This is a genomic window from Photobacterium salinisoli (assembly GCF_003614885.1).
In the GTDB taxonomy this organism is placed as follows: domain Bacteria; phylum Pseudomonadota; class Gammaproteobacteria; order Enterobacterales; family Vibrionaceae; genus Photobacterium; species Photobacterium salinisoli.
The window spans coordinates 93,690-115,654 of sequence record NZ_QZMS01000014.1; the positions used below are offsets into that span (position 1 = coordinate 93,690).

General features: G+C 52.1%; 20 protein-coding genes. 17 read left to right on the plus strand and 3 right to left on the minus strand.

What is annotated here, in order from left to right:
- The first annotated feature begins 23 nt into the window (after positions 1-23).
- The 12 genes from hflX (at position 24) to rplI (ending at position 11,247) form a co-directional block, all read left to right on the plus strand.
- Positions 24-1,313, plus strand: a complete 1,290-nt coding sequence (gene hflX, locus D6M16_RS19490) for a ribosome rescue GTPase HflX (RefSeq protein WP_120513578.1) — start codon at positions 24-26, stop codon at positions 1,311-1,313.
- 54 nt (positions 1,314-1,367) lie between these two features.
- Positions 1,368-2,522 (plus strand): FtsH protease activity modulator HflK, encoded by a 1,155-nt coding sequence (gene hflK / locus D6M16_RS19495; protein WP_046222547.1) that lies wholly within the window; start codon positions 1,368-1,370, stop codon positions 2,520-2,522.
- A gap of 2 nt (positions 2,523-2,524) precedes the next feature.
- Positions 2,525-3,523, plus strand: coding sequence for a protease modulator HflC (gene hflC, locus D6M16_RS19500; protein ID WP_046222548.1), 999 nt, complete (start codon positions 2,525-2,527; stop codon positions 3,521-3,523).
- 91 nt (positions 3,524-3,614) lie between these two features.
- Complete coding sequence (locus D6M16_RS19505) at positions 3,615-3,809, plus strand: DUF2065 domain-containing protein (protein ID WP_120513579.1); 195 nt, start codon at positions 3,615-3,617, stop codon at positions 3,807-3,809.
- A gap of 122 nt (positions 3,810-3,931) precedes the next feature.
- The gene (locus D6M16_RS19510; protein WP_120513580.1) at positions 3,932-5,230 is read left to right on the plus strand and encodes an adenylosuccinate synthase; all 1,299 of its coding nucleotides are present in this window, start codon (positions 3,932-3,934) and stop codon (positions 5,228-5,230) included.
- Between the two features lie 187 nt (positions 5,231-5,417).
- Positions 5,418-6,044 (plus strand): flagellar protein MotX, encoded by a 627-nt coding sequence (motX, locus tag D6M16_RS19515; RefSeq protein WP_120513581.1) that lies wholly within the window; start codon positions 5,418-5,420, stop codon positions 6,042-6,044.
- 259 nt (positions 6,045-6,303) lie between these two features.
- The gene (rnr, locus tag D6M16_RS19520) at positions 6,304-8,847 is read left to right on the plus strand and encodes a ribonuclease R (protein WP_120513582.1); all 2,544 of its coding nucleotides are present in this window, start codon (positions 6,304-6,306) and stop codon (positions 8,845-8,847) included.
- Positions 8,847-9,584 carry a 23S rRNA (guanosine(2251)-2'-O)-methyltransferase RlmB gene (gene rlmB, locus D6M16_RS19525; RefSeq protein WP_120513583.1) on the plus strand — a complete coding sequence of 246 codons (738 nt, stop codon included), beginning with the start codon at positions 8,847-8,849 and terminating at the stop codon, positions 9,582-9,584. The genes rnr and rlmB overlap by 1 nt, the downstream gene beginning before the upstream one ends.
- A 230-nt stretch (positions 9,585-9,814) precedes the next feature.
- Entirely contained in the window at positions 9,815-10,204 is a 390-nt protein-coding gene (gene rpsF / locus D6M16_RS19530; RefSeq protein WP_120513584.1) for a 30S ribosomal protein S6, read from the plus strand.
- Between the two features lie 7 nt (positions 10,205-10,211).
- Entirely contained in the window at positions 10,212-10,514 is a 303-nt protein-coding gene (priB, locus tag D6M16_RS19535; RefSeq protein WP_120513585.1) for a primosomal replication protein N, read from the plus strand.
- Between the two features lie 16 nt (positions 10,515-10,530).
- A complete protein-coding gene (rpsR, locus tag D6M16_RS19540; protein WP_002539422.1) occupies positions 10,531-10,758 on the plus strand; it encodes a 30S ribosomal protein S18 in 228 nt (75 codons plus the stop codon).
- 36 nt (positions 10,759-10,794) lie between these two features.
- Positions 10,795-11,247, plus strand: coding sequence for a 50S ribosomal protein L9 (gene rplI, locus D6M16_RS19545; protein WP_027254046.1), 453 nt, complete (start codon positions 10,795-10,797; stop codon positions 11,245-11,247).
- 87 nt (positions 11,248-11,334) lie between these two features.
- Here the strand turns inward: rplI and D6M16_RS19550 are convergent, their stop codons facing one another.
- A complete protein-coding gene (locus tag D6M16_RS19550) occupies positions 11,335-12,102 on the minus strand; it encodes a DUF481 domain-containing protein (RefSeq protein WP_240435664.1) in 768 nt (255 codons plus the stop codon).
- 255 nt (positions 12,103-12,357) lie between these two features.
- Between D6M16_RS19550 and D6M16_RS19555 the strand changes: the two genes are divergently transcribed.
- The 3 genes from D6M16_RS19555 to D6M16_RS19565 are packed head-to-tail and all read left to right on the plus strand — an operon-like array spanning position 12,358 to position 16,229.
- The gene (locus tag D6M16_RS19555; protein ID WP_120513586.1) at positions 12,358-13,758 is read left to right on the plus strand and encodes a replicative DNA helicase; all 1,401 of its coding nucleotides are present in this window, start codon (positions 12,358-12,360) and stop codon (positions 13,756-13,758) included.
- 25 nt (positions 13,759-13,783) lie between these two features.
- On the plus strand, positions 13,784-14,863 hold the full coding sequence (gene alr / locus D6M16_RS19560) for an alanine racemase (RefSeq protein WP_120513587.1): 1,080 nt from the start codon (positions 13,784-13,786) through the stop codon (positions 14,861-14,863).
- 16 nt (positions 14,864-14,879) lie between these two features.
- Positions 14,880-16,229, plus strand: coding sequence for a BamA/TamA family outer membrane protein (locus D6M16_RS19565; protein ID WP_120513588.1), 1,350 nt, complete (start codon positions 14,880-14,882; stop codon positions 16,227-16,229).
- 210 nt (positions 16,230-16,439) lie between these two features.
- Here D6M16_RS19565 and D6M16_RS19570 read toward each other — a convergent pair whose 3' ends face one another.
- Positions 16,440-17,906 (minus strand): RimK family protein, encoded by a 1,467-nt coding sequence (locus D6M16_RS19570; RefSeq protein WP_120513589.1) that lies wholly within the window; start codon positions 17,904-17,906, stop codon positions 16,440-16,442.
- Between the two features lie 75 nt (positions 17,907-17,981).
- On the opposite strand from D6M16_RS19570, the gene D6M16_RS19575 reads away from it, so the two are divergent.
- The gene (locus D6M16_RS19575; protein WP_120513590.1) at positions 17,982-19,067 is read left to right on the plus strand and encodes a GNAT family N-acetyltransferase/peptidase C39 family protein; all 1,086 of its coding nucleotides are present in this window, start codon (positions 17,982-17,984) and stop codon (positions 19,065-19,067) included.
- A 57-nt stretch (positions 19,068-19,124) separates the two neighbouring features.
- Here the strand turns inward: D6M16_RS19575 and D6M16_RS19580 are convergent, their stop codons facing one another.
- On the minus strand, positions 19,125-19,721 hold the full coding sequence (locus D6M16_RS19580; RefSeq protein ID WP_120513591.1) for an NADPH-dependent FMN reductase: 597 nt from the start codon (positions 19,719-19,721) through the stop codon (positions 19,125-19,127).
- 586 nt (positions 19,722-20,307) lie between these two features.
- Here D6M16_RS19580 and pgi point away from each other — a divergent pair.
- Entirely contained in the window at positions 20,308-21,960 is a 1,653-nt protein-coding gene (gene pgi, locus D6M16_RS19590; RefSeq protein WP_120513593.1) for a glucose-6-phosphate isomerase, read from the plus strand.
- Positions 21,961-21,965: the final 5 nt, after the last annotated feature.

The window sequence follows — 21,965 nt, forward strand, 5'->3', positions numbered from 1 at the left end:
TTCTTCGATAAGGAGTTGATTGCTTGTTTGACCGTTATGAAGCCGGTGAACAGGCAATTCTTGTTCATATCAACTTCACGCAAGAAGGGGAATGGGAAGATCTCAGCGAGTTTGAAATGCTGGTCTCCTCGGCGGGAGTCAATAAGCTGCGTGTGATTACAGGCAGCCGACAGTCTCCCCACCCTAAGTATTACGTGGGAGAAGGTAAAGCACAGGAAATTGCCGATGCGGTCAGAGCGGAAAACGCCGAGATCGTCATTTTTAACCATTCACTCTCGCCAGCCCAGGAGCGAAACCTGGAGCGGCTGTGCAAATGCCGGGTTCTGGACAGAACCGGATTGATCTTGGATATCTTCGCTCAGCGTGCGCGAACCCATGAGGGTAAGCTGCAAGTCGAGCTGGCGCAGTTACGTCATATTTCTACCCGTTTGATCCGCGGCTGGACCCACCTTGAACGACAGAAAGGCGGGATAGGTCTGCGCGGACCGGGTGAAACTCAGCTTGAAACTGACCGTCGTTTACTGCGCGAAAGGATCAAGGCGATTCTGCGCCGTCTGGATAAAGTATCCAAACAGCGGGATCAGGGTCGTCGCGCCAGAAGCCGGGCAGATATTCCGACAATTTCGTTAGTCGGTTATACCAACGCCGGTAAGTCTACCCTGTTTAACCGGGTGACGGATGCCGGGGTGTATGCCGCGGATCAGCTGTTTGCCACCTTGGATCCGACGTTGCGGAAAATCGATGTAGAGGATGTGGGAACCAGTATTCTGGCCGATACGGTCGGATTTATCCGCCATCTTCCTCATGATTTGGTGGCTGCGTTTAAAGCGACACTGAAAGAAACCCAGGAAGCCGCGTTGTTGTTACATGTGGTGGATGCCAGTGATGAGCGTTATCGGGAAAATATCGATGCGGTTAACACTGTACTGGAAGAAATCGATGCCAGTGATGTTCCGGTATTGGTGGTCATGAATAAGATTGACAACCTGGAAGAGGCTGAGCCGCGTATTGAGCGCGACGAAGACGGTATTCCACGGTGTGTCTGGGTTTCTGCCCGTGAAGGAACCGGTATTGACCTGCTCTTCACGGCACTGACGGAACGGCTGTCCGGGACTATGGTCACCCATACTCTGTGCCTGCCGCCGGCAGTGATCGGTCGCTTCCGGAGCAAGTTTTATCAGCTTGGGGCGATTGTCAGGGAAGAGTATGAAGAAAATGGTAACCTGATACTGGATGTACGTTTACCCATCGCAGAATGGGCTCGACTGCAAAAAAGAGAGCACCAGGGGCTGGATGACTTTATCCTTGCCTGATGGACTGCTAGAGTAATAAAAACTGTCGTCATATCATATTGATGGAGTTCTATAATGGCGTGGAATGAGCCTGGAAACAACGGTGGCCGCGATAAGGACCCTTGGGGGAACAATAATCGTGGTGGTCGTGAACAAGGGCCGCCTGATCTCGATGAAGTGTTTGCAAAACTGAGTCGTAAGTTTGGTGGTATTTTTGGGAATAAGCGTGGACCTTCGAGCGGTGGCGGTGCTGTCGGCTTAGGTGTTATTGCTGTTATCGCGGCTGCGATTTGGGGCTTTTCAGGGTTTTATACTGTTGGCGAAGCTGAGCGTGGCGTCGTACTTCGGTTTGGTAAATTCTATGAAATGGTCGATCCTGGTCTGAACTGGAAACCTACCTTCATCGATGATGTTGAGCTGGTCAACGTACAGGCGATTCGTTCTCTGCGCAGCTCAGGTCTGATGCTGACGAAGGATGAAAACGTACTGAGAGTTGAAATGGAAGTGCAGTACAGGGTTTCTGATGCACAGAAGTACCTGTTCAGTGTGACCAATGCGGACGACAGTCTGCGTCAGGCAACGGATTCTGCTCTGCGTGCGGTGATCGGTGACTCCACTATGGATGAAGCCCTGACCCGTGGCCGTCAGACCATTCGTGCCAATACCCAGACGGATATCGATAAGATTACCGATAAATATGACATGGGTATTCTGGTTGTGGACGTGAACTTCCAGTCAGCCCGTCCGCCGGAAGCTGTGAAAGATGCATTTGATGATGCGATCGCGGCCCGAGAGGATGAGGAGCGCTTTGTGCGCGAAGCGGAAGCCTACAGCAACGATATCCTGCCGAAAGCAACAGGTCGTGCTGAACGTCTGAAGAAAGAAGCGGAAGGTTATACCGAGAAAGTGGTTAACGGCGCACTGGGTGAAGTGGCTCAGTTCGAGAAACTGTTACCTGAGTACAATGCAGCGAAAGAAGTAACCCGTAATCGCTTGTATCTGGACACCATGGAACGCGTTTACTCCAACACCAGCAAAGTGATGGTGGACTCGAAATCCGGTGGCAATCTGCTTTATCTGCCTTTGGACAAGCTGATGAATCAGGCGGAAGGCAGTAAACAGCAAATGAGCCCATCCAGCTCGTACGGTATTGAACTGGAGAAGACGGAAAATGTGAATCCTACTCCAGCGGCACCGCGTGCTGATTCTGGTCGTCAGGGGAGATATTAATTATGCGTAAGTTAATTATCCCGCTCGTAGTCATTCTCATCGCTCTGGTGTTGATGTCCGTCTTCGTCGTCAAAGAGGGCGAGCGTGGTATTGTGGTTCGTTTCGGTCGAATCATTAAAGATGACACCAGCAACATGACTCGTGTGTATGAGCCGGGCCTGCACTTCAAAGTACCGGTATTTGACCGTGTTCGTAAGCTGGATGCCCGTATTCAGACCATGGATGATCAGGCTGACCGTTTTGTCACCTCTGAGAAAAAAGACGTGATCATCGACACTTATGTGAAGTGGCGTATTCAGGACTTCGGTCAGTATTACCTGACAACCGGTGGCGGTAATACCGCAACGGCGGAAGGACTGCTGAAACGCAAAGTGGTTGACAGTCTGCGTGCACAGATCGGTGCGAAAGAGATCAAACAGATAGTGTCTGGTCCGGATCGTGGCAACAACGTGGATGCCGGCGCTGCTGCACCCGTTGATGAAAGCGTGGCCATTGCGTCTGAAATTGTGCAGGAAGTCGCTCCCAGAAGAGAACTGGAAGGCGAGCGTGACAAGATCATGGCCGATGTACTGGCTGAAACTCAGATCAGTGCCCGTGACCTTGGTATCGAAGTGGTTGATTTCCGCATGAAGAAAATCAACCTGCCGGATGAGATCAGCGAGTCTATCTATCGCCGTATGCGTGCTGAACGTGAATCGGTGGCTCGTAAGCATCGTTCTCAGGGTCGAGAAAAAGCCGAGGTTATCCGTGCTCAGTCTGAGCTGGAAGTCGCCAAGATTATTTCTGAAGCCGAACGTATTGCCCGCATCCAGCGCGGTGATGCTGAAGCAAAAGCGGCTGAAATCTATGCGACTGCGTTTAACAAGGATCCGGAGTTTTATAACTTCCTGCGTTCTTTGAAAGCGTACGAGAACAGCTTCAGTTCCAAACAGGATATTCTGGTAGTTGATCCGAACAGTGATTTCTTCAAATACATGAAAGAATCAAACGGCCTGAACTAAGCGGGTTCAGTGCTGACAAAAAGACAAGGCATGGCCTTGTCTTTTTTTTTGTCCGATACCGGGGATGGTAAGTCGAGAGCGGGGTAAAACGATGAGTCAAACATTCTGGCTGGCCGTCGGGCTGGTACTGATTCTGGAAGGTTTGGGGCCGTTACTGGCACCCAGAGGCTGGCGCGAACTGATCCGTCAGTTGAGCAGCCAGAATGATCAGACATTGCGCCGGATAGGGGGTTGTTTAGTCGTCGCTGGCAGCGTGATTGCTTATATCATGTTCACCCAGCTGTAAATCCTGACGTAGGGTATTCGTGAAGCCTGCCTTTCGATTTTCTGGGTCATGGTCAAAAAATGACTGCAAGCAAATTTGTAAGGTGCTAGAATCCATTTTTAACTACTGATAGACGAAGAAAGATGGCAAACAATGTAGTCGTTCTCGGCACCCAGTGGGGTGACGAAGGTAAGGGCAAGATCGTTGATCTGCTGACTGAAGATGCACAATATGTGGTTCGCTACCAGGGCGGTCACAATGCAGGTCACACCCTTGTCATAGATGGTGAAAAAACTGTCCTGCACTTAATCCCTTCAGGCATCCTGCGTAACAACGTGAAATGCATTATCGGTAACGGTGTCGTCCTTTCTCCTGATGCTCTGCTGAAAGAAATGGAACCACTGGAAGCGCGTGGTATTCCAGTTCGTGAGCGTTTATACCTGTCAGAAGCTTGTCCGCTAATTCTTCCGTATCACATTGCTCTGGACCAGGCTCGTGAACTGGCTCGTGGTAAGAAAGCAATCGGTACGACTGGCCGTGGTATCGGTCCTGCCTATGAAGATAAAGTTGCTCGTCGCGGTCTGCGAGTTGGCGATTTGTTCGATAAAGAGGCATTTGCCGAGAAGCTTAAGGAAGTAATGGCTTACCATAACTTCCAGCTGGAGCATTATTACAATGTTGAGCCTGTAAGCTACGAAGAAGTACTGGAAACTGTGCTGGCTCAGGCGGACATCCTGACATCTATGGTTATTGATGTAACCCAGGAGCTGGATGACGCACGCAAGCGCGGCGATAAGATCATGTTCGAAGGTGCACAAGGCACATTGCTGGACATTGACCACGGTACTTACCCGTATGTGACTTCTTCTAACACGACGGCGGGCGGTGTTGCTGCCGGTTCTGGTTTCGGTCCCCGCTACCTGGGTTACATTCTGGGTATCGCCAAAGCATACTGCACACGTGTTGGTGCTGGCCCGTTCCCGACTGAGCTTAATGATGCTGTCGGTGAGCACCTGGGTGTGAAAGGTAATGAGTTTGGTGCAACCACAGGCCGTAAGCGTCGTTGTGGCTGGTTTGATGCCGTTGCAATGCGCCGTGCTGTGCAAATCAACTCAGTGTCTGGTTTCTGTCTGACTAAGCTGGATGTTCTGGATGGTCTGGAAGAAATCAAGATCTGTACCGGTTACAAACTGCCGGATGGCAAAGTCCTGACTGTGTCTCCAATGGCGGCTGATGCATTCGAAAATGTAGAGCCTATCTACGAAACGATGCCAGGCTGGACTGAGACTACCTTCGGTGTGAAAACTCTGGAAGAGTTACCGCAGGCGGCACTGAATTACATTGCGCGTCTGGAAGAGTTGACAGGTGTACCTGTCGATCTGATCTCTACCGGCCCTGATCGTAATGAAACCATCATCAAGGTTCATCCTTACGCAAGCTGATAGCGTAGCGATTTGACCTGATGCTCAAAAGCCAACCTTAGGGTTGGCTTTTTGTTGTCCGCTTTCTGAAATTTTGGCTAAAGTCTGCTTGCCTCTGGTCGATAAGGTTCATACCGCCGTGTTTTATCGTTTTCAGCGAAGAAATAGGGTTGAGTCCAGTCGTCATGTTTCAATAAGAGAGAGCGGAATGGTTCTGCGTGCAATAGTGCTTTCAGCTTTAATGGCAGCGATGCCGGCTAAAGCGATTACAGATGTTGGGGATGCTGTGCCTTTGTATTCAGAGGCGGAACTGATCCATCTGTTTGAAAGCAACCAGCAGCTACAGCGCGTGAAAGCCGATGAGTGCCAGTTGGTTCAGGATATTGAAGTGCGGGCAGAGCGTGTGGAGCTGCCGGCGTATCAGTTTCTGTATGGCGACATGCTGGCCTGGGGCGTGTGTGTGGAGCGTGACGTTGAGCTGGGTCTCTATTACATGGAAACGGCAGCTCGCCAGGGTTTACCTTCGGCGCTGGAACAACTGGGCCGTTATTATGCCAGAGGTACGCTGGTGCAGCAGGATCGGGAACGTGCGATTCCTTATTTGCGTGAAGCGGCAGCTATGGGGCATCTGGCGGCGCGTATTCAGCTCGCCGAGTTGCTAGTTAATGATTATGGCAGTCCGCTTGATTACGAAGATGCATACCGCTGGCTGTACCAGTCCGTCACCGCAGACGGCCGGACCCACAGAAAGATTACTCAGCTACGCCGCAATTTAGAGCAGCGTATGCCCTCCAATGTGATTGCTCGCGCCAAGCGACGAGAGAGCTTCTGGTAACCTCCCCCTGACCGTGGTGATTTTTGGCCTGCGGTATCTTTTCAGGCAGTTAGCGCTTAGAATGTGATCTGAGCGGCATATAACTTGTCGCGTTGCTTGAGCTGCCGGTGACAGGCAGGCTCACAAAAAAAGCGTGTAAGCGACTGATTCACACGCAGATATTATCTTCATTTATTGGAGCGGAATTTGACCTGCTCCCAACTAATTATTGATGGCAGGGATATACTTAGGGTATCTGGCTGCCAATACGGATTATTTTATGTCCAAAGGTACAACTGATTTACCCGTCGATCCTTTCCGCGAGCGGGAAGCTCAAAACTACGAAAACCCAATCCCAAGTCGTGAATTCATTCTGGAAGTGGTTCGCGGCTTTAATACACCTGTTAATCGCGATCAGCTGTTTACCGAGCTGAAATTGCAGGGCGAAGACCAGTACGAAGGCCTTCGCCGCCGATTGCGCGCCATGGAGCGCGACGGTCAGCTGGTGTACACCCGCCGCCAGTGTTACGCACTGCCGGAAAGACTGGATCTGATTAAAGGTCATGTCATCGGCCATAAAGACGGCTTTGGTTTTGTACGCCCTGAAGGCAGCGGCATGGCCCGTCAAGATGACCTGCTGTTGCCGTCTCATCAGATGCGCGGTGTTATCCATGGTGATTACGTTCTGGTTCAGGTGGCTGGCGTTGATAAACGCGGCCGCCGTGAAGGGCGAATTGTCCGTGTTCTCAAGGAATACAGCGGCCAGATTGTCGGTCGTTATTTTATTGAAGACGGTATGGGCTTCGTTGTGCCGGATGATTCACGTATCTCGCAGGATATCGTGATCCCTCAGGAAGAGCGCCAGGGGGCCCGCATGGGTAACGTCGTGGTGGTGGAAATCACCCAGCGTGCCACCCGTCAGTACAATGCTGTCGGTAAAATTATCGAAGTCCTGGGCGAGAACATGGCGCCGGGGATGGAAATTGAAATTGCCCTGCGAACTTATGATATTCCTCATGTCTGGCCGGCAGAAGTTGAGAAGCAGGTCGCGACACTGAAAGAAGAAGTGCCGGAAGAAGCCAAAAAAGGCCGTGTTGATCTGCGGGATTTGCCTTTGGTGACTATCGACGGCGAAGACGCCCGTGATTTCGATGATGCGGTGTTCTGTGAAAAGAAAAAATCCGGCGGCTGGCGTTTATGGGTGGCTATCGCTGATGTCAGCTATTATGTACGCCCTGACAGCGCGCTGGATAAAGAAGCGATAAACCGTGGTAACTCGGTCTACTTCCCGGCTCAGGTGATCCCTATGTTGCCTGAAGTGCTGTCTAACGGTCTGTGCTCGCTCAACCCTCAGGTTGACCGCCTGTGTATGGTCTGCGAAATGACCATTTCGGCGTCAGGTAAACTGTCAGGCTACCGGCATTACGAAGCCGTGATGAACTCCCATGCCCGTCTGACGTACACCAAAGTCAGCAAGATGCTGGAAGGAGACGAGGAGCTGCGTCAGCGTTATGCGCCTTTGGTACCGCATCTGGAAGAACTGTACAGCATGTACAAAGTGCTGAAGCTTGCGCGCGAGCAGCGCGGTGCCATTGAGTTTGAAACGCTGGAAACCCAGTTTATTTTCAATGCGGACCGTAAGATTGATCGTATTGTGCCGTCAGAGCGTAACGATGCCCACAAGATCATCGAAGAATGTATGATCATGGCGAACGTGGCTTCTGCCAAGCTGGTGGAAAAAGCCAAAGAGCCGGCACTGTACCGGGTGCATGACACCCCGGGTGAAGAGCGCCTGACGGGCTTTAGGGATTTCCTCGGCGAGCTGGGTCTGAATCTGACCGGTGGTCTGGAGCCGGCTCCGAGTGATTATGCTCATCTGGCCGCGGCGATCCAGGATCGTCCGGACAAAGAACTGATCCAGACTATGCTGTTGCGCTCCATGAAGCAGGCTGTGTATCAGGCGGAAAACCTGGGCCACTTTGGCCTGGCACTAAACTCGTATGCGCACTTTACGTCACCGATTCGCCGCTATCCAGATCTGGCCCTGCATCGTGCCATTAAATACTTGATAGCCAAAGAGAACGGCACCAACAAAGATCGCTGGACCCCGACAGGTGGCTACCACTATTCCTTTGATGATATGGATGTGCTGGGTGAACAATGCTCCATGACAGAGCGTCGGGCCGATGATGCCACGCGTGATGTGGCAGACTGGCTGAAATGTGAATACATGCAGGATCATGTCGGTGATGAGTTTGACGGTGTGATTGCCAATGTCACTGGCTTTGGCTTCTTTGTTCGCCTCAATGAGCTTAATATTGACGGCCTGGTTCATATCTCCAATCTCGACAATGATTACTACCAGTATGATCCTATCGGTCAGCGCCTGGTGGGAGATGCATCCGGCAAAATTTACCGCCTGGGTGATACGGTTCAGGTGAAAGTCGCAGCGATCAACCTCAACGACCGTCAGATTGATTTCGAACTGGTGGGAGGCGGCAGAAAGGCCCGCCGCCCGGGTAAAACCGCCCAGACCCGTGAGAAGCAGCAACGGATGCGTAAAGCGGAAGGGTTGCAGCGGCAGAGCCTGAAAGCGTACCGCGTAGAAAACGGTGAAGCGCAGCAGGAGCACAAAGCGGAAGCGAAGAAAGAGCGCAGTTCTGTCCGTCAGCAACTGAAAGCCGGCGTAATCGCCAAACCTGGCAGCGAAGACGACAAGAAAGGCAAAAAAGCCAAGAAAAAAGACAAGGCAAAAAAGAAATCGGTCAAGGCGCGCAAGCCGCGGGCCGGTAAGAAAGAACGAGCGGCGAAGAAGAATAAGTAATGCGTAATGATATGATTTTCGGCATTCATGCCGTCAGCGCTGTGCTGGGTTCCGACCCGGCACGTTTCATTGAAGTCTTTGTGCTGAAAGGGCGCCAGGACGAGCGTGTATTGCCGCTGCTAAATGAATTGCAGCGATTAGGGGTAACTATCCAACAGGCCGGTCGTAAGGCACTGGACGATAAAGCTGACGGCGGTAGCCATCAGGGTATTGTGGCGCGGGTCAAACCGGGCAAGCAGTACAATGAACAGGATCTGGATGACCTGTTGGATGGCAAAGACAATCCGCTGCTGTTGATACTGGACGGTGTTACCGATCCGCATAACCTGGGCGCATGTCTGCGTAATGCCGATGCCGCCGGTGTGGTCGCGATTATCGTGCCGAAAGACAGGGCCGCTCAGTTGAACGCCACCGCATCTAAAGTGGCCTGTGGGGCTGCTGAAGTGGTCCCGCTGATTCGTGTGACCAATCTGGCCCGTACCATGCGTGCATTGCAGGAGAAAGGGATTTGGATTGTCGGTACTGCCGGTGAAGCGACACATGACCTCTATCAAAGCAAACTGACCGGGCCGCTGGCGATAGTCATGGGTGCGGAAGGGGAAGGAATGCGCCGTCTTACCCGCGAGACCTGTGATGATCTGATTAAGATCCCGATGGCAGGCACTGTTTCCAGCCTGAATGTGTCTGTTGCAACGGGGATCTGCCTGTTTGAAGCGGTGCGCCAGCGTCAGGGCTGAACCAAAAATACCCGTAAAATCAAATGAAATGTCATCCGCCCGGATGGCATTTCTGTCTGTGGCGAAAATAAACGTCAGGACAAGGCGATATAACAGTACTTTTAGTTGCGCTGAGCGGTGTAATTCTGTACTATCTCGCGCCTAAATTCTCGGTTTTATTTTTTCGTTCCTTGCTTCCCCAGGATAACCGAGCTGAACAGGGAAGCTGAATAATCCGTAAGGAGCAACCCATGCGTCATTACGAAATCGTATTTATGGTGCACCCTGATCAAAGCGAGCAAGTTGCTGGCATGGTCGAGCGTTACACTGGTGCTATCAAAGATTCTGGCGGTCAAATCCACCGTCTGGAAGATTGGGGCCGTCGTCAACTGGCTTACCCAATCAACAAACTGCACAAAGCTCACTACGTTCTGATGAACGTTGAAGCCGAGCAGTCTGTGATCGACGAGCTGGAGTCAAGCTTCCGCTTCAACGATGCTGTGATCCGTAACATGATCATGCGCACTAAAGGCGCTATCACTGAGCCATCTCCAATGATGAAGGCTAAAGAAGAGCGTGCCCCACGTCGTGAAGATCGTGCAGATGCACAATCTGAAGGTCTAATGGCCGACGCTGAGTAATCATTGCATGACCAATCGTCTGGAGCTGTCTGGCACTGTTGCCAAGCATCCCAAACGAAGCCAGTCCCCTGCGGGCGTTCCTCATTGCCATTTTGTGCTTGAGCATCGTTCCAACCAGGTGGAAGCCGATTTAACCCGACAGGTGTATTGTTACATCAATGTGGTGGTCAGCGGTAAAGGTCAACAAGTACTCACTCATGATTTAGCTGTCGGAAGCAACATTAAAGCCGGGGGATTTATCTCGTGGCAAACCGGCCGGAATGGCATAGGTAAGTTAGTGTTGCATGCCGATCATATTGAAAAAATTTAGTTCAGGAGATAAGCCCATGGCACGTTTCTTCCGTCGTCGTAAGTTCTGCCGTTTTACTGCAGAAGGCGTACAAGAGATTGACTACAAAGATGTAGCAACTCTGAAAAACTACATCACTGAAGCTGGTAAAATCGTACCAAGCCGTATCACAGGTACTCGCGCTAAGTACCAGCGTCAGCTGGCTCGCGCTATCAAGCGTTCACGTTACCTGGCTCTGCTGCCATATACTGACAAGCATCAGTAATAGGCCCGGTTTAATTAAGTTTAAGAGGACAAGATAATGCAAGTTATTCTACTTGATAAAATCGGTAACCTGGGCAGCCTTGGTGATCAGGTAAGCGTTAAAGCTGGTTATGCTCGTAACTTCCTGATCCCTCAGGGTAAAGCAGTTATGGCTACTAAATCTAACGTTGAAATGTTTGAAGCTCGTCGTGCTGAGCTGGAAGCCAAAGTTGCAGAGCAACTGTCAGCTGCTCAAGCTCGCGCTGAGAAAGTTAACGCTCTGGAAGCTGTTGTTATTGCTTCTAAAGCGGGTGACGAAGGCAAACTGTTCGGTTCAATCGGTACTCGTGATATCGCTGATGCAGTAACTGCTGCTGGCGTTGAAGTAGCGAAAAGCGAAGTACGTCTGCCAGAAGGTGCTCTGCGCACTACTGGTGAATATGAGATCAGCCTGCAGCTGCACTCTGACGTATTTGCAACAGTTAAGCTGGAAGTTGTTGCTGCTGAATAATCAGCACCGGCACTTCTGCGAAAAAACCAGCCTTAGGGCTGGTTTTTTTATGTCCGTAGAACCGTGCTATCGGCGGGATAACTCAGATCAGTAATGGAAGAGCAGGTTGATTGTCATGGTGCCGTCGCGCTTTTGCAGGCCGTCCGGTACCCAGCTGTTGAACTTCTGAGTGTTGCTGAGCTTAATGGCGATATGTTCTGAGATCGCACTGGTGAGCGATACCTGTGTTTCCAGCGTGCTGTTACTGTTACCGGCTATGCCTGTCAGCCGGACATTCAGCTCGACATCTTTGGACGGTTTCCATATCCAGCGGGTACTGCCACGCAGAATCAGCTCGTCAACGGTTTCAGGGACTATGATGTCATCATCGTCAATTTCGTCGATGTTTGGCTCCTGATGACGGTAACCCGGACCGGCTTCTATTTCCATCATCATGTTTTCCAGCCGGATGACCCGGTAGCCGATACCGGTTGCCAGGGTGAAATCCCTGAAATAGGGGCCATATTTGTCATCGATATAGCTGGTATTGCCCAGTACATACGCCCGTTCATTGATGATGAAGTCGCTCTGCAATTCGAGCTGGCCTTTACGTTTTTCTTCCTCACCGTCTTCTTCAGCCAGCAGGTATTTGGCTTCGACCTGCTGACGGAACTGATCTTTGACATAGGTCAGCCCCAGCCGGGTATTGAGCGATTTGGTATTCGAATTGCCGGAAAGCGACTGGTATCCCAGTTCCAGTTCACTGGACCAGGGCGAGGTGATAGGCGGGAGCTCTGGCACCTCTTCTGCGCCAGCCTCAGCCATGATGAGCAGGCCGGATGTCAGCACAGGAAGCAGTATGCATTTATTTGCCACGTGCCCTCCCAACTACAGACACAAGAAACGACGGCTAACACAAAAAAGTGCAGAAAAGGTGTAGGCGGCGCAGTGTAGCTGAAAAATGTCAGATGATCGTCAGGATGTTGCGCTATTAGACATAAATTTTGCTGAAGTGCCGTAAGATTGGGCAGCGCAGCGTTTACCGGGTCTTTTTTGTCTGGATGGCTGCCAGCTCGCAGGAATGTTCAGGTATACTAACAGGCCGGATTCAGGTCAAACGTGCAAGTGGTTATGGCAGAGAAAAGTAAACCCAATCGTCCTAAAGACAGTCAGATGGATGCGCTCAAAATGCCGCCTCATTCGCTGGAGGCAGAGCAGTCAGTGCTTGGCGGCTTGTTGCTGGATAACGAGCGCTGGGACAGCGTTGCAGAAAAAGTGGTCGCGCGTGATTTTTACAGCCGTCCGCACCGGATGATTTTTGAGTCAGCTGCCGGGTTGCTGGAATCCGGCCAGCCGCTGGATCTGATCACCTTGTCAGAGCGTCTTGAGCTGCATGACCAGCTTGATGATGTCGGTGGCTTTGCCTATCTGGCCGAGTTAGCCAAAAACACACCTTCTGCGGCCAATATTACTGCCTATGCTGAGATTGTCAGGGAGCGTGCGCTGATCCGCGACATGATTGGGGTCGCCAACGAGATTGCCGATGCCGGTTATGACCCTCAGGGCAGAACCAGCGTCGACCTGCTCGATATGGCAGAAAGCAAGGTGTTTGCCATTGCCGAGCAGCGGACCAATGAGAATGAAGGTCCGCAAAATGTCGATACCATTCTGGAAAAAACCCTGGAACGTATCGAACTGTTGTATCAGTCACCTCAGGATGGTGTCACCGGGGTCTCGACCGGCTTTACCGATCTGAACAAGAAAACAGCGGGCCTGCAGGGCTCGGATCTGATTATTGTGGCAGCGCGTCCGTCTATGGGTAAAACGACGTTCGCGATGAACCTGTGTGAAAACGCGGCGATGGAGCAGGAAAAACCTGTGCTGATTTTCTCGCTGGAGATGCCCGCCGAACAGATCATGATGCGTATGCTGGCGTCGCTGTCGCGGGTGGACCAGACCAAGATCCGTACCGGACAGCTGGACGATGAAGACTGGGCGCGTATTTCGTCGACCATGGGCATACTGATGGAAAAGAAGAACATGTACATTGATGACAGTTCTGGTCTGACGCCGACCGATGTCCGCTCGCGTGCCCGCCGTATTGCCCGTGAACATGGTGGTCTTAGCATGATCATGGTCGACTACCTTCAGCTGATGCGTGTGCCTGGCTTACAGGATAACCGTACGCTGGAAATTGCCGAGATTTCCCGCTCGCTGAAAGCCCTGGCGAAAGAGCTGAATGTGCCTGTGGTCGCGCTGTCTCAGCTTAACCGCTCGCTCGAGCAGCGTGCCGATAAGCGTCCGGTTAACTCGGACTTGCGTGAATCCGGTGCCATCGAGCAGGATGCGGACTTGATCATGTTCATCTACCGTGATGAGGTGTATCACGAAGACAGTGCACTGAAAGGCATTGCAGAAATTATCATAGGTAAGCAGCGTAACGGACCGATTGGTAGCGTGCGCCTGACTTTCCAGGGCCAGTTTTCCCGCTTTGATAACTATGCCGGCCCGGCTTTTGATGATGAGTATTAGTGTTAACCCAGCAGCAGGACAATGAATGAAAGCAGCGACCGCCTATATTGATACCGAGGCTTTGCGCCGGAACATGGCTCAGATCAGACAGCAGGCGCCCGGCTGCAAGTTGCTCGCCATGGTCAAAGCCAATGGTTACGGACACGGTCTGGAGCAGGTCGCGACCGGATTGCCGGATGCAGACGGCTTTGGTGTCGCGAGGATTGAGGAAGCCCTGTCGTTGCGTGCCTGCGGCGTGGTCAAACCTATTCTCCTGATGGAAGGCTTTTACTCGCCCTCGGATTTGCCTGTGCTGGTAACCAATAATATTCAGACTGTGGTTCACACTATAGAGCAGCTGGAGGCGCTGGAGCAGGCGTCGCTGGAGATGCCGGTGAAAGTCTGGCTGAAAATCGACAGCGGAATGCACCGTCTGGGTGTCCGGCCCGAGGAGTTTCAGCAGTTTGTCGATCGCTTGCACGCCAGCGAGAATGTAGCACAGCCACTGCGCTATATGAGTCATTTTGCCTGTGCCGATGAGCTGGACAGTCCGGTGACAGACAGCCAGATCCAAACTTTTATGTCCCTGACACAAGGTTGTCGGGGGGAGCGCTCTCTGGCCAATTCCGCCGGAATTCTGGCCTGGCCGGACAGCCATCTGGAATGGATTCGTCCCGGTATTATCATGTACGGTATTTCGCCGTTCGCTGATAGGACGCATTCTGCCGAGGCGTTTGGCATGCAGCCTGTCATGACACTGACCTCCAGTGTGATTGCGGTGCGGACGGTCAAGCAAGGGGAAGCGGTCGGCTATGGCGGCACCTGGGTCAGCGAGCGAGATACCAAAGTCGGTGTAGTGGCCATAGGTTATGGCGACGGTTATCCGCGCACAGCCCCGAACGGTACGCCTGTGCTGATCAACGGCCGCAGGGTGCCGATTGCAGGTCGGGTATCTATGGATATGCTGACGGTCGATCTGGGGCCGGATGCCACCGATCGGGTGGGCGATGAAGCGGTATTATGGGGGCAGGGATTACCTGCCGAGGTGGTAGCCGAACATGTCGGTACCATAGCATACGAGCTGGTCACCAAGCTGACATCGCGTGTGACCATGGCGTACCGGTGACAATGAAGAGATTGTTATGCTGATCTCCTTATACTGCCGGGCATTATCCCCTACCAGTATCTTCCATCCCAGACAAGCCGTGGCTCATACCACGGCTTGGTTGTTTTCAGCCTTGCTCTGGACAGGCTATCCTGCGGTTGCCTGTGCCTCTGATGACGGTATTAAGATCAATACCGGCGGTTATGATGACGAGGGCGAACTGAGTTGGGCACAAGATTATGCCGTGGTGCCCTTTGCTTTTTATACCGACAACATTGGCTTTGCTTTAGGCATGGCCGGGGTGGTCAAAGGTGTTATTCAGCCGCAGGCTTCACTGTTTGGTGCCGGGCTGAAAGGAAACAAGGGCACCTGGCTGACTTACATGCGCGGCGATAATTTTCGGGTGAGCAACGACAGCCGCTGGCTGTTCGGTGCCGAGATCTACAACGCCGATTTTCAGCAGACCGATTTTTATCTCGGCGAGGCAGCCAGCAATGACTCTGCTGCGCTCGATGCCTTTAATGCCAATGCCTATGATGCCAGATACCGGCTGTTTGCCCGCTATATCTTTCCGCTGGGCTCTGCAACGGCCAATCCTCTGGCTGCCCTGGCGCTGGAGCGCCCGCTGACCGGCAGTACCCCGTGGCAAAGCGGGATTACTTCTCTTGAATTTCGCCCTTATTATCAGAGCCGACGTTTTCACGACTCTCCGCCTTTGCCCGACACGAAATTTGCCGACACGGATGAAGTCTGGGCGCTGGAAACCCGTCTGGAGTGGGATAACCTCAACAGTGAACATAACCCGAGCCAGGGGTCACACAGCCTGCTGACGGTGACCACAGATCCCGGCGGCAGCGAGCGGGAAAGCTGGTGGCAGTGGGAGCTGAGCCAGAGCTGGTTCTGGGATATCGGGCCTGCCGGCGATTGGTTTGATCAGCAGGTGATCGCCTTCAATGCCTATGTGTCGGATGTGCCGAGCTGGAATCAGAGTGAGCAGGTCAATGGGCAAACCCGTTATCACCGGCCACCGGAGTTTGCCCGCGCCAGCCTGGGCGGGCTGTTTCGCCTGCGCAGTTATCCCGGCGGGCGTTTTTCTGATCGCAGTGCGCTCAGCTACAGCATGGAATACCGGGTCATGCCTGAGTGGCAACCGCTGAGTGGCTGGCCGGTGTTCGATTGGTACGATGTCCCTTGGTGGCAATGGGTACTATTTACCGATCTGGGCCGGGTGGCTGACGAGTTCGATCTTGCTGAACTGAACCGGGACATGCGCTGGAGTGCCGGCGGCGCAGTGCGTTTTCAGGTGGAAGGAGTGGTGGTACGGGCTGAAATGGCCTGGGGAGAAGAGCAAAGCAGCTTTAATGTCATGGTGAATCAGCCGTTCTGAGAGCGGTGCTTTCGCTGTTCGTCCTCCTTGTGAAGGGGGGAGCTAGGCGGGGGTTACCGGGCACTAACGCCAAATCCATGCCCGTCATACGAACCCCACCCTGACCCTCCCCTTGCCAAGGGGAGGGGAAACGCAAGACTCGCAGCAAACTCAATCAGTCCCTCCCCTATTTGAAGGGGGAGGCTAGGCGGGGGTTAATGGGGCCCAGATTCAAAATCCGCGCAGCTGAATGCGGCGCAGAAATTCTGTCATCACCCGATCGTAGAGTAGATCGCCGAGGAAGGCATCTTCGACTTTATGATCGATACTCGGATTGTCGTTCACTTCAATGACCACCACCTGACCATTCACTTCCTTCAGATCGACGCCGTACAGACCAGAGCCAATCTGGTTGGCCGCTTTGAGTGCGACATCGATAACATTCTTCGGCACCTGTTTTAAATCCAGCGTTTCAAAGCCGCCCGAGGTGACCCGGCCGCTGTTGTGGTGCTGGTATATCTGCCAGTGGCCACGGCTCATATAGTATTTACAGGCAAACAGCGGCTGACGGTTGAGAATACCAATCCGCCAGTCAAAATCTGTCGGCAGAAATTCCTGCGCCAGAATCAGTGTGCTGCGCGCAAACAGGGTATCCATTTGGGTCAGCAGCTCTTCACGGTTTTTGACTTTTACCACGCCGACGGAAAAAGCACCGTCCGGCACTTTCAGCACCATAGGAAAACCTATGTCGTTTTCGGCCTGCTCAAGCCAGTTAGGATCAAAGCTTTTCAGCACCACACTTTTCGGGGTCGGCACTTTATGCAAGCGCAGCAATTCAGTGAGAAACACCTTGTTGGTGCATTTCATGATGGATTCCGGATCGTCCATTACGATCAAACCCAGCTTCTCGGCCGTTTTGGCAAAGCGGTAAGTGAAGTTGCCGATATTGGTAGTGGCGCGAATGAACAGGCCATCAAACTCACCCAGCCGGGAGAGGTCATCCGGCGTAATAGGCTGCAGCCGCATGCCCAGGCGCTTGGCGGCTTTCTTAAAGTTATGCAGTGCCGCACTGTCTGACGGCGGCATCTTTTCGTTCGGATCGATCAGCAAGGCCAGATCGTAGCGCGCATTCTTGCTGGGCTTGGGTGAGCGCCATACCTTGTTAGAGAAACGTTCCAGCGCGTCGGCAAATAAATCCTGCTCAGGATCCGTCAAATCCTGAAACGGGAACGGCGTGATTTGATCAACCTGCCAGTGCGAATCGGAGCGGCGGATGATCACTTTAATCACAGGCACCATGAAGTGCTCGAACAGGCGGCGAGCCATTTTTTCAAAGCCAGGCACTTTGGACTGGCCAAAGTATATTTTTTCTTCGAGCTGATCCCCAGACGACTGCAGCTGATGAGCAAAAGCTTTCTCCAGCTGGTCTGACGGTACCGACAACAAGAAGGGCTGAGACAAGTCATTGATTGTCATTACACGGGGAATCACCCTGTGCCCGCGGGCTTCGGCCATCAGCGAGCAGTAATAACCGCTGCTCATGTAGCCGTAGTCCCGGCACAGGTTAATGACCTGAGTGGCTTTGTTTTCACAAAACGCGCCCTGCTGCAAATAGGTATCGACAGTGACAACCCTGTCAGAGGGAAAGTACTGCCGCCAGTCACTGTCGTTGTCGGTAATAATGAGGACTTTTGTCATCTTTTTCTTCACCTATAGCCTTACGGCTAATTTTGGGATTAAATCGAACTAGTCCACTCAAGCGTGAATAAGTCCATGATAGTCCGTATTGCACAGCTTTATGATCTAGATAGTTTAAATGCTCTGGAGGCTCAGCTTTTTGACGGGGATCGTATTTCTCCCCGTCAGATGCGGCGGTTTATTAAATCACCCCAGAGCGTGCTGTATGTCGCGGAAGATGAAGGCCGGATAGCTGGCTATGGACTGGTGTTGTTTCACCGGGGCACCCAGCTGGCGCGGTTGTATTCCCTTGCCGTCGATCCCGTTTATCGCGGCAGGCACATTGCTCAGCAGTTATTGTCTGCCTGTGAAGCGGCGGCGCTGGAAAACGGTTTCAATACATTAAGGCTGGAAGTGCGTAATGACAATGTCGCAGCGCGAAATCTTTATGAAAAATGCGGTTATAAACCATTAAAAATTTTAATCCATTATTACGATGATCTGGCTGATGGCGTCAGGATGCAAAAACGTCTGAGCCCTATGGAAGCTAAGCATTTGCTACCGCTTCCTTTGTATGTGCAGACCACGCCATTTACCTGTGGTCCGGCATGCTTAATGATGAGTCTGTCTTATCTGGATTCTGAATTTCAGCCCAGTCGCCAGCTGGAAATGCAGTTGTGGCGAGAGGCCACCACTATCTTCATGGCATCGGGTCACGGCGGGTGCAGCGGACAGGGGCTGGCGCTGGCGGCTTACCGGCGCGGGTGCAAGGTGGAATTGTGGGCACAGTCACTCTCCACACCTTTTATCGACAGTGTCCGCGATCCCAAGAAAAAGGACATTATCGAACTGGTCCATCAGGATTTTTGTCAGCAACTGGATGAGGCTGGGGTGCCAGTGGTGGACGCTATGCCGGCGGTCAGCCAGATAGAAGAGTGGCTGAAACAGGGCTGCTGCTTGCTGATGTTGATCAGTACCTACCGTTTCAATGGCTGCAAAGAGCCGCACTGGATTGTGCTGAGCGGCGTCAGCGATCAATTCTTTTTCTTTCATGATCCCTTTGCCGAAGACAAGGCCGACAGCAGCCATCGTGCTCATATTCCGCTCAATAAAGCCGGCCTGAACCAGATCCTCGGTTTTGGCCGCCAGAAGCAGACGGCCTGTGTGGTGATTAAGCCTTAGCAAGTGTCGTCTTGGGCGTTGGCCTTGTCATTATCGTCAGGGGCAGCATGCGGAGTGTTACATGCCGAACGGGAAATCTTTCATCCCTTGCTGCAGCGCTTCTCGTACCGGGCCTAAAGCTCTGGCATAGGCTGCCAGGGATTGGACGGTATATTTCGCCCGGGCGTGGAACCGCTCATCACTGACAGCCTTGTCGGCAGACAGCAGGGTTTCACAGTCGCGGAAGATCAGGTGATCCGGAATAAAACAGGCATGGTTATTTTTACTCCCCGTCATGCGCAGCTCGCTGATGGGGTAGACCCCGTTCACACTGGCTGAAACACTGGCCAGCAGCACGGGTTTGTGGCCCAGTTCTGCTGAGGTGCATAACAACAGGAAATTCTTCAGCGCAGGTGTTGCCATGCCATGCCATTCCGGCGTGATGAGCACAAAAGCATCCGACGTTTTCAGATCGTCGGCGAGGCGTCTCCATCCGCTCCATTCCTCGCTGCCACTCCAGACTCCGTCATTCCAGAGCGGAAAATCAAGGACACTCAGATCTACAATATCGGCCTCCAGAAAACCCTCACTGTGAGCAAGGTGTTGCAGATATGCCGCCGCTTTAGCACTGTATGAATGTTGACGATGGCTGCCTGAAATAATGCTGAGTTTCATGGTTCTTTTCCTTTTGTCATTTCTGCGGACGTGTTTACTAATGGAAAGCAGATAGCTTCTTTAAAAGTATCTTCAATAAAAGATATATAGTTAAAGATAAGCCTGACAAATCTTTTTATCAAGTATCTTTGCATCAAAATAAATGGTTGTGTTTCTGTAAACTGATGAATCAGCGCCATGGCGGGTTCTCTGACAACCCAGGTAGCTGGATTAAGATGGATGTTGATACGGCAGAATCATTGTTAATCTGTTGTTCAATTTCATCAGCCATGAGCAGGAAATCAGGTCACGATAACGCTGGGTGCTGCTGTCTCAGCTGAAGCATGTCGCTTTTCTCTCTTTATTTCTTTCAGACTGCAGGATAATTTCCTATAGTTTAGCGGCTGTACACGATTCACCGAAAGCGTGACCTGGAGCAAGGCAGGTAGGGCGTTGGCGGCGGCATAATTAACAATAAGTTGTAAAATTACCAAAATGTCGCCATGCTTATGGCCAGTTTGGCTGTGCAAACGCCGTTGAATTGGATATTCACTGCAGTGCCACCGGTTGTGCTGTAGTGAAAAAATAACACATCAGGAACGTCATTATGTTGAAAAACATTAACCCCACGCAAACAACTGCCTGGCAGGCACTGACTGCCCATTTCGAACAGGCACAGGATCTTCAGCTCAGTGAGCTGTTTGCTAAAGACTCATCACGTTTCGAGACTTTTTCCGCGGCGTTCGGCAACGATATCCTGCTGGATTATTCAAAGAACCTTATCACTGAAGAAACGCTGGCCAAGCTGTTTGATCTGGCCGAACAGACCGAGCTGAAAACGGCCATAGCGTCTATGTTCAGCGGTGAAAAAATTAACCGTACAGAAGATCGTGCCGTTCTGCACGTTGCGCTGCGTAATCGCAGCAACACACCAGTGCTGGTGGACGGCGAAGACGTGATGCCGCATGTGAATGCCGTGCTGGCGAAAATGAAGCAGTTCTCCGACCGTATCATCGGCGGTGACTGGAAAGGGTACACAGGTCAAGCGATTACTGATGTGGTCAATATCGGCATCGGTGGTTCAGATCTGGGGCCTTATATGGTGTCTGAAGCATTGGCGCCGTACAAAACTCGTCTTAACCTGCATTTTGTTTCTAACGTGGACGGTACCCATATCGCCGAAACCCTCAAGGGGCTGAACCCGGCAACGACCCTGTTCCTGGTGGCGTCAAAAACCTTCACCACTCAGGAAACCATGACCAACGCCCATTCGGCGCGTGACTGGTTCCTGGCAGAAGCCCAGGATCAAGCGCATGTGGCGAAGCACTTTGCGGCCCTGTCGACCAATGCTGAGGCAGTATCCGCTTTTGGTATTGATACCGCCAATATGTTTGAGTTCTGGGACTGGGTCGGTGGCCGTTACTCGCTGTGGTCAGCGATTGGTTTGTCGATCTGCCTGGCTGTGGGTTATGAGCGTTTCGAAGAGCTGCTGGCCGGCGCCCATGCGATGGATCAGCATTTTGCCCAAGCACCGCTGACCGAGAATCTCCCGGTTATTCTGGCACTGATTGGCCTGTGGTATAACAACTTCTTCGGTGCCGAATCTGAAGCCATTCTGCCTTACGATCAGTACATGCACCGTTTTGCGGCTTACTTCCAGCAAGGCAACATGGAATCGAACGGTAAGTCTGTTGACCGTGGCGGTAATCCGGTGGATTATCAAACCGGGCCGATTATCTGGGGGGAGCCGGGCACCAATGGTCAGCATGCGTTTTATCAGCTGATCCATCAGGGCACTAAATTGATCCCTTGTGATTTTATTGCCCCGGCAATCAGCCACAATCAGCTGGGTGATCACCATCCTAAACTGATGGCAAACTTCTTTGCACAGACTGAAGCGCTGGCATTTGGTAAAACCCGCGAGCAAGTCGAAGCTGAGTTCATCGCAGCAGGTAAGACGCTGGAAGAAACCGCTGAGCTGGTACCTTTTAAAGTGTTTGAAGGTAACCGTCCGACCAACTCCATTCTGGTGAAGCAAGTCACCCCGTATACACTGGGTGCACTGATTGCGATGTATGAGCACAAGATTTTCACTCAGGGCGTGATCTGGAATATCTACAGTTTTGATCAGTGGGGTGTTGAACTGGGCAAACAGCTGGCTAATCAGATTTTACCTGAGCTGGCGGACAACGCGCCGGTGAGCAGCCATGACAGCTCGACGAATGGTCTGATCAATACGTTTAAGCAATGGCGTCAGTAAGACTG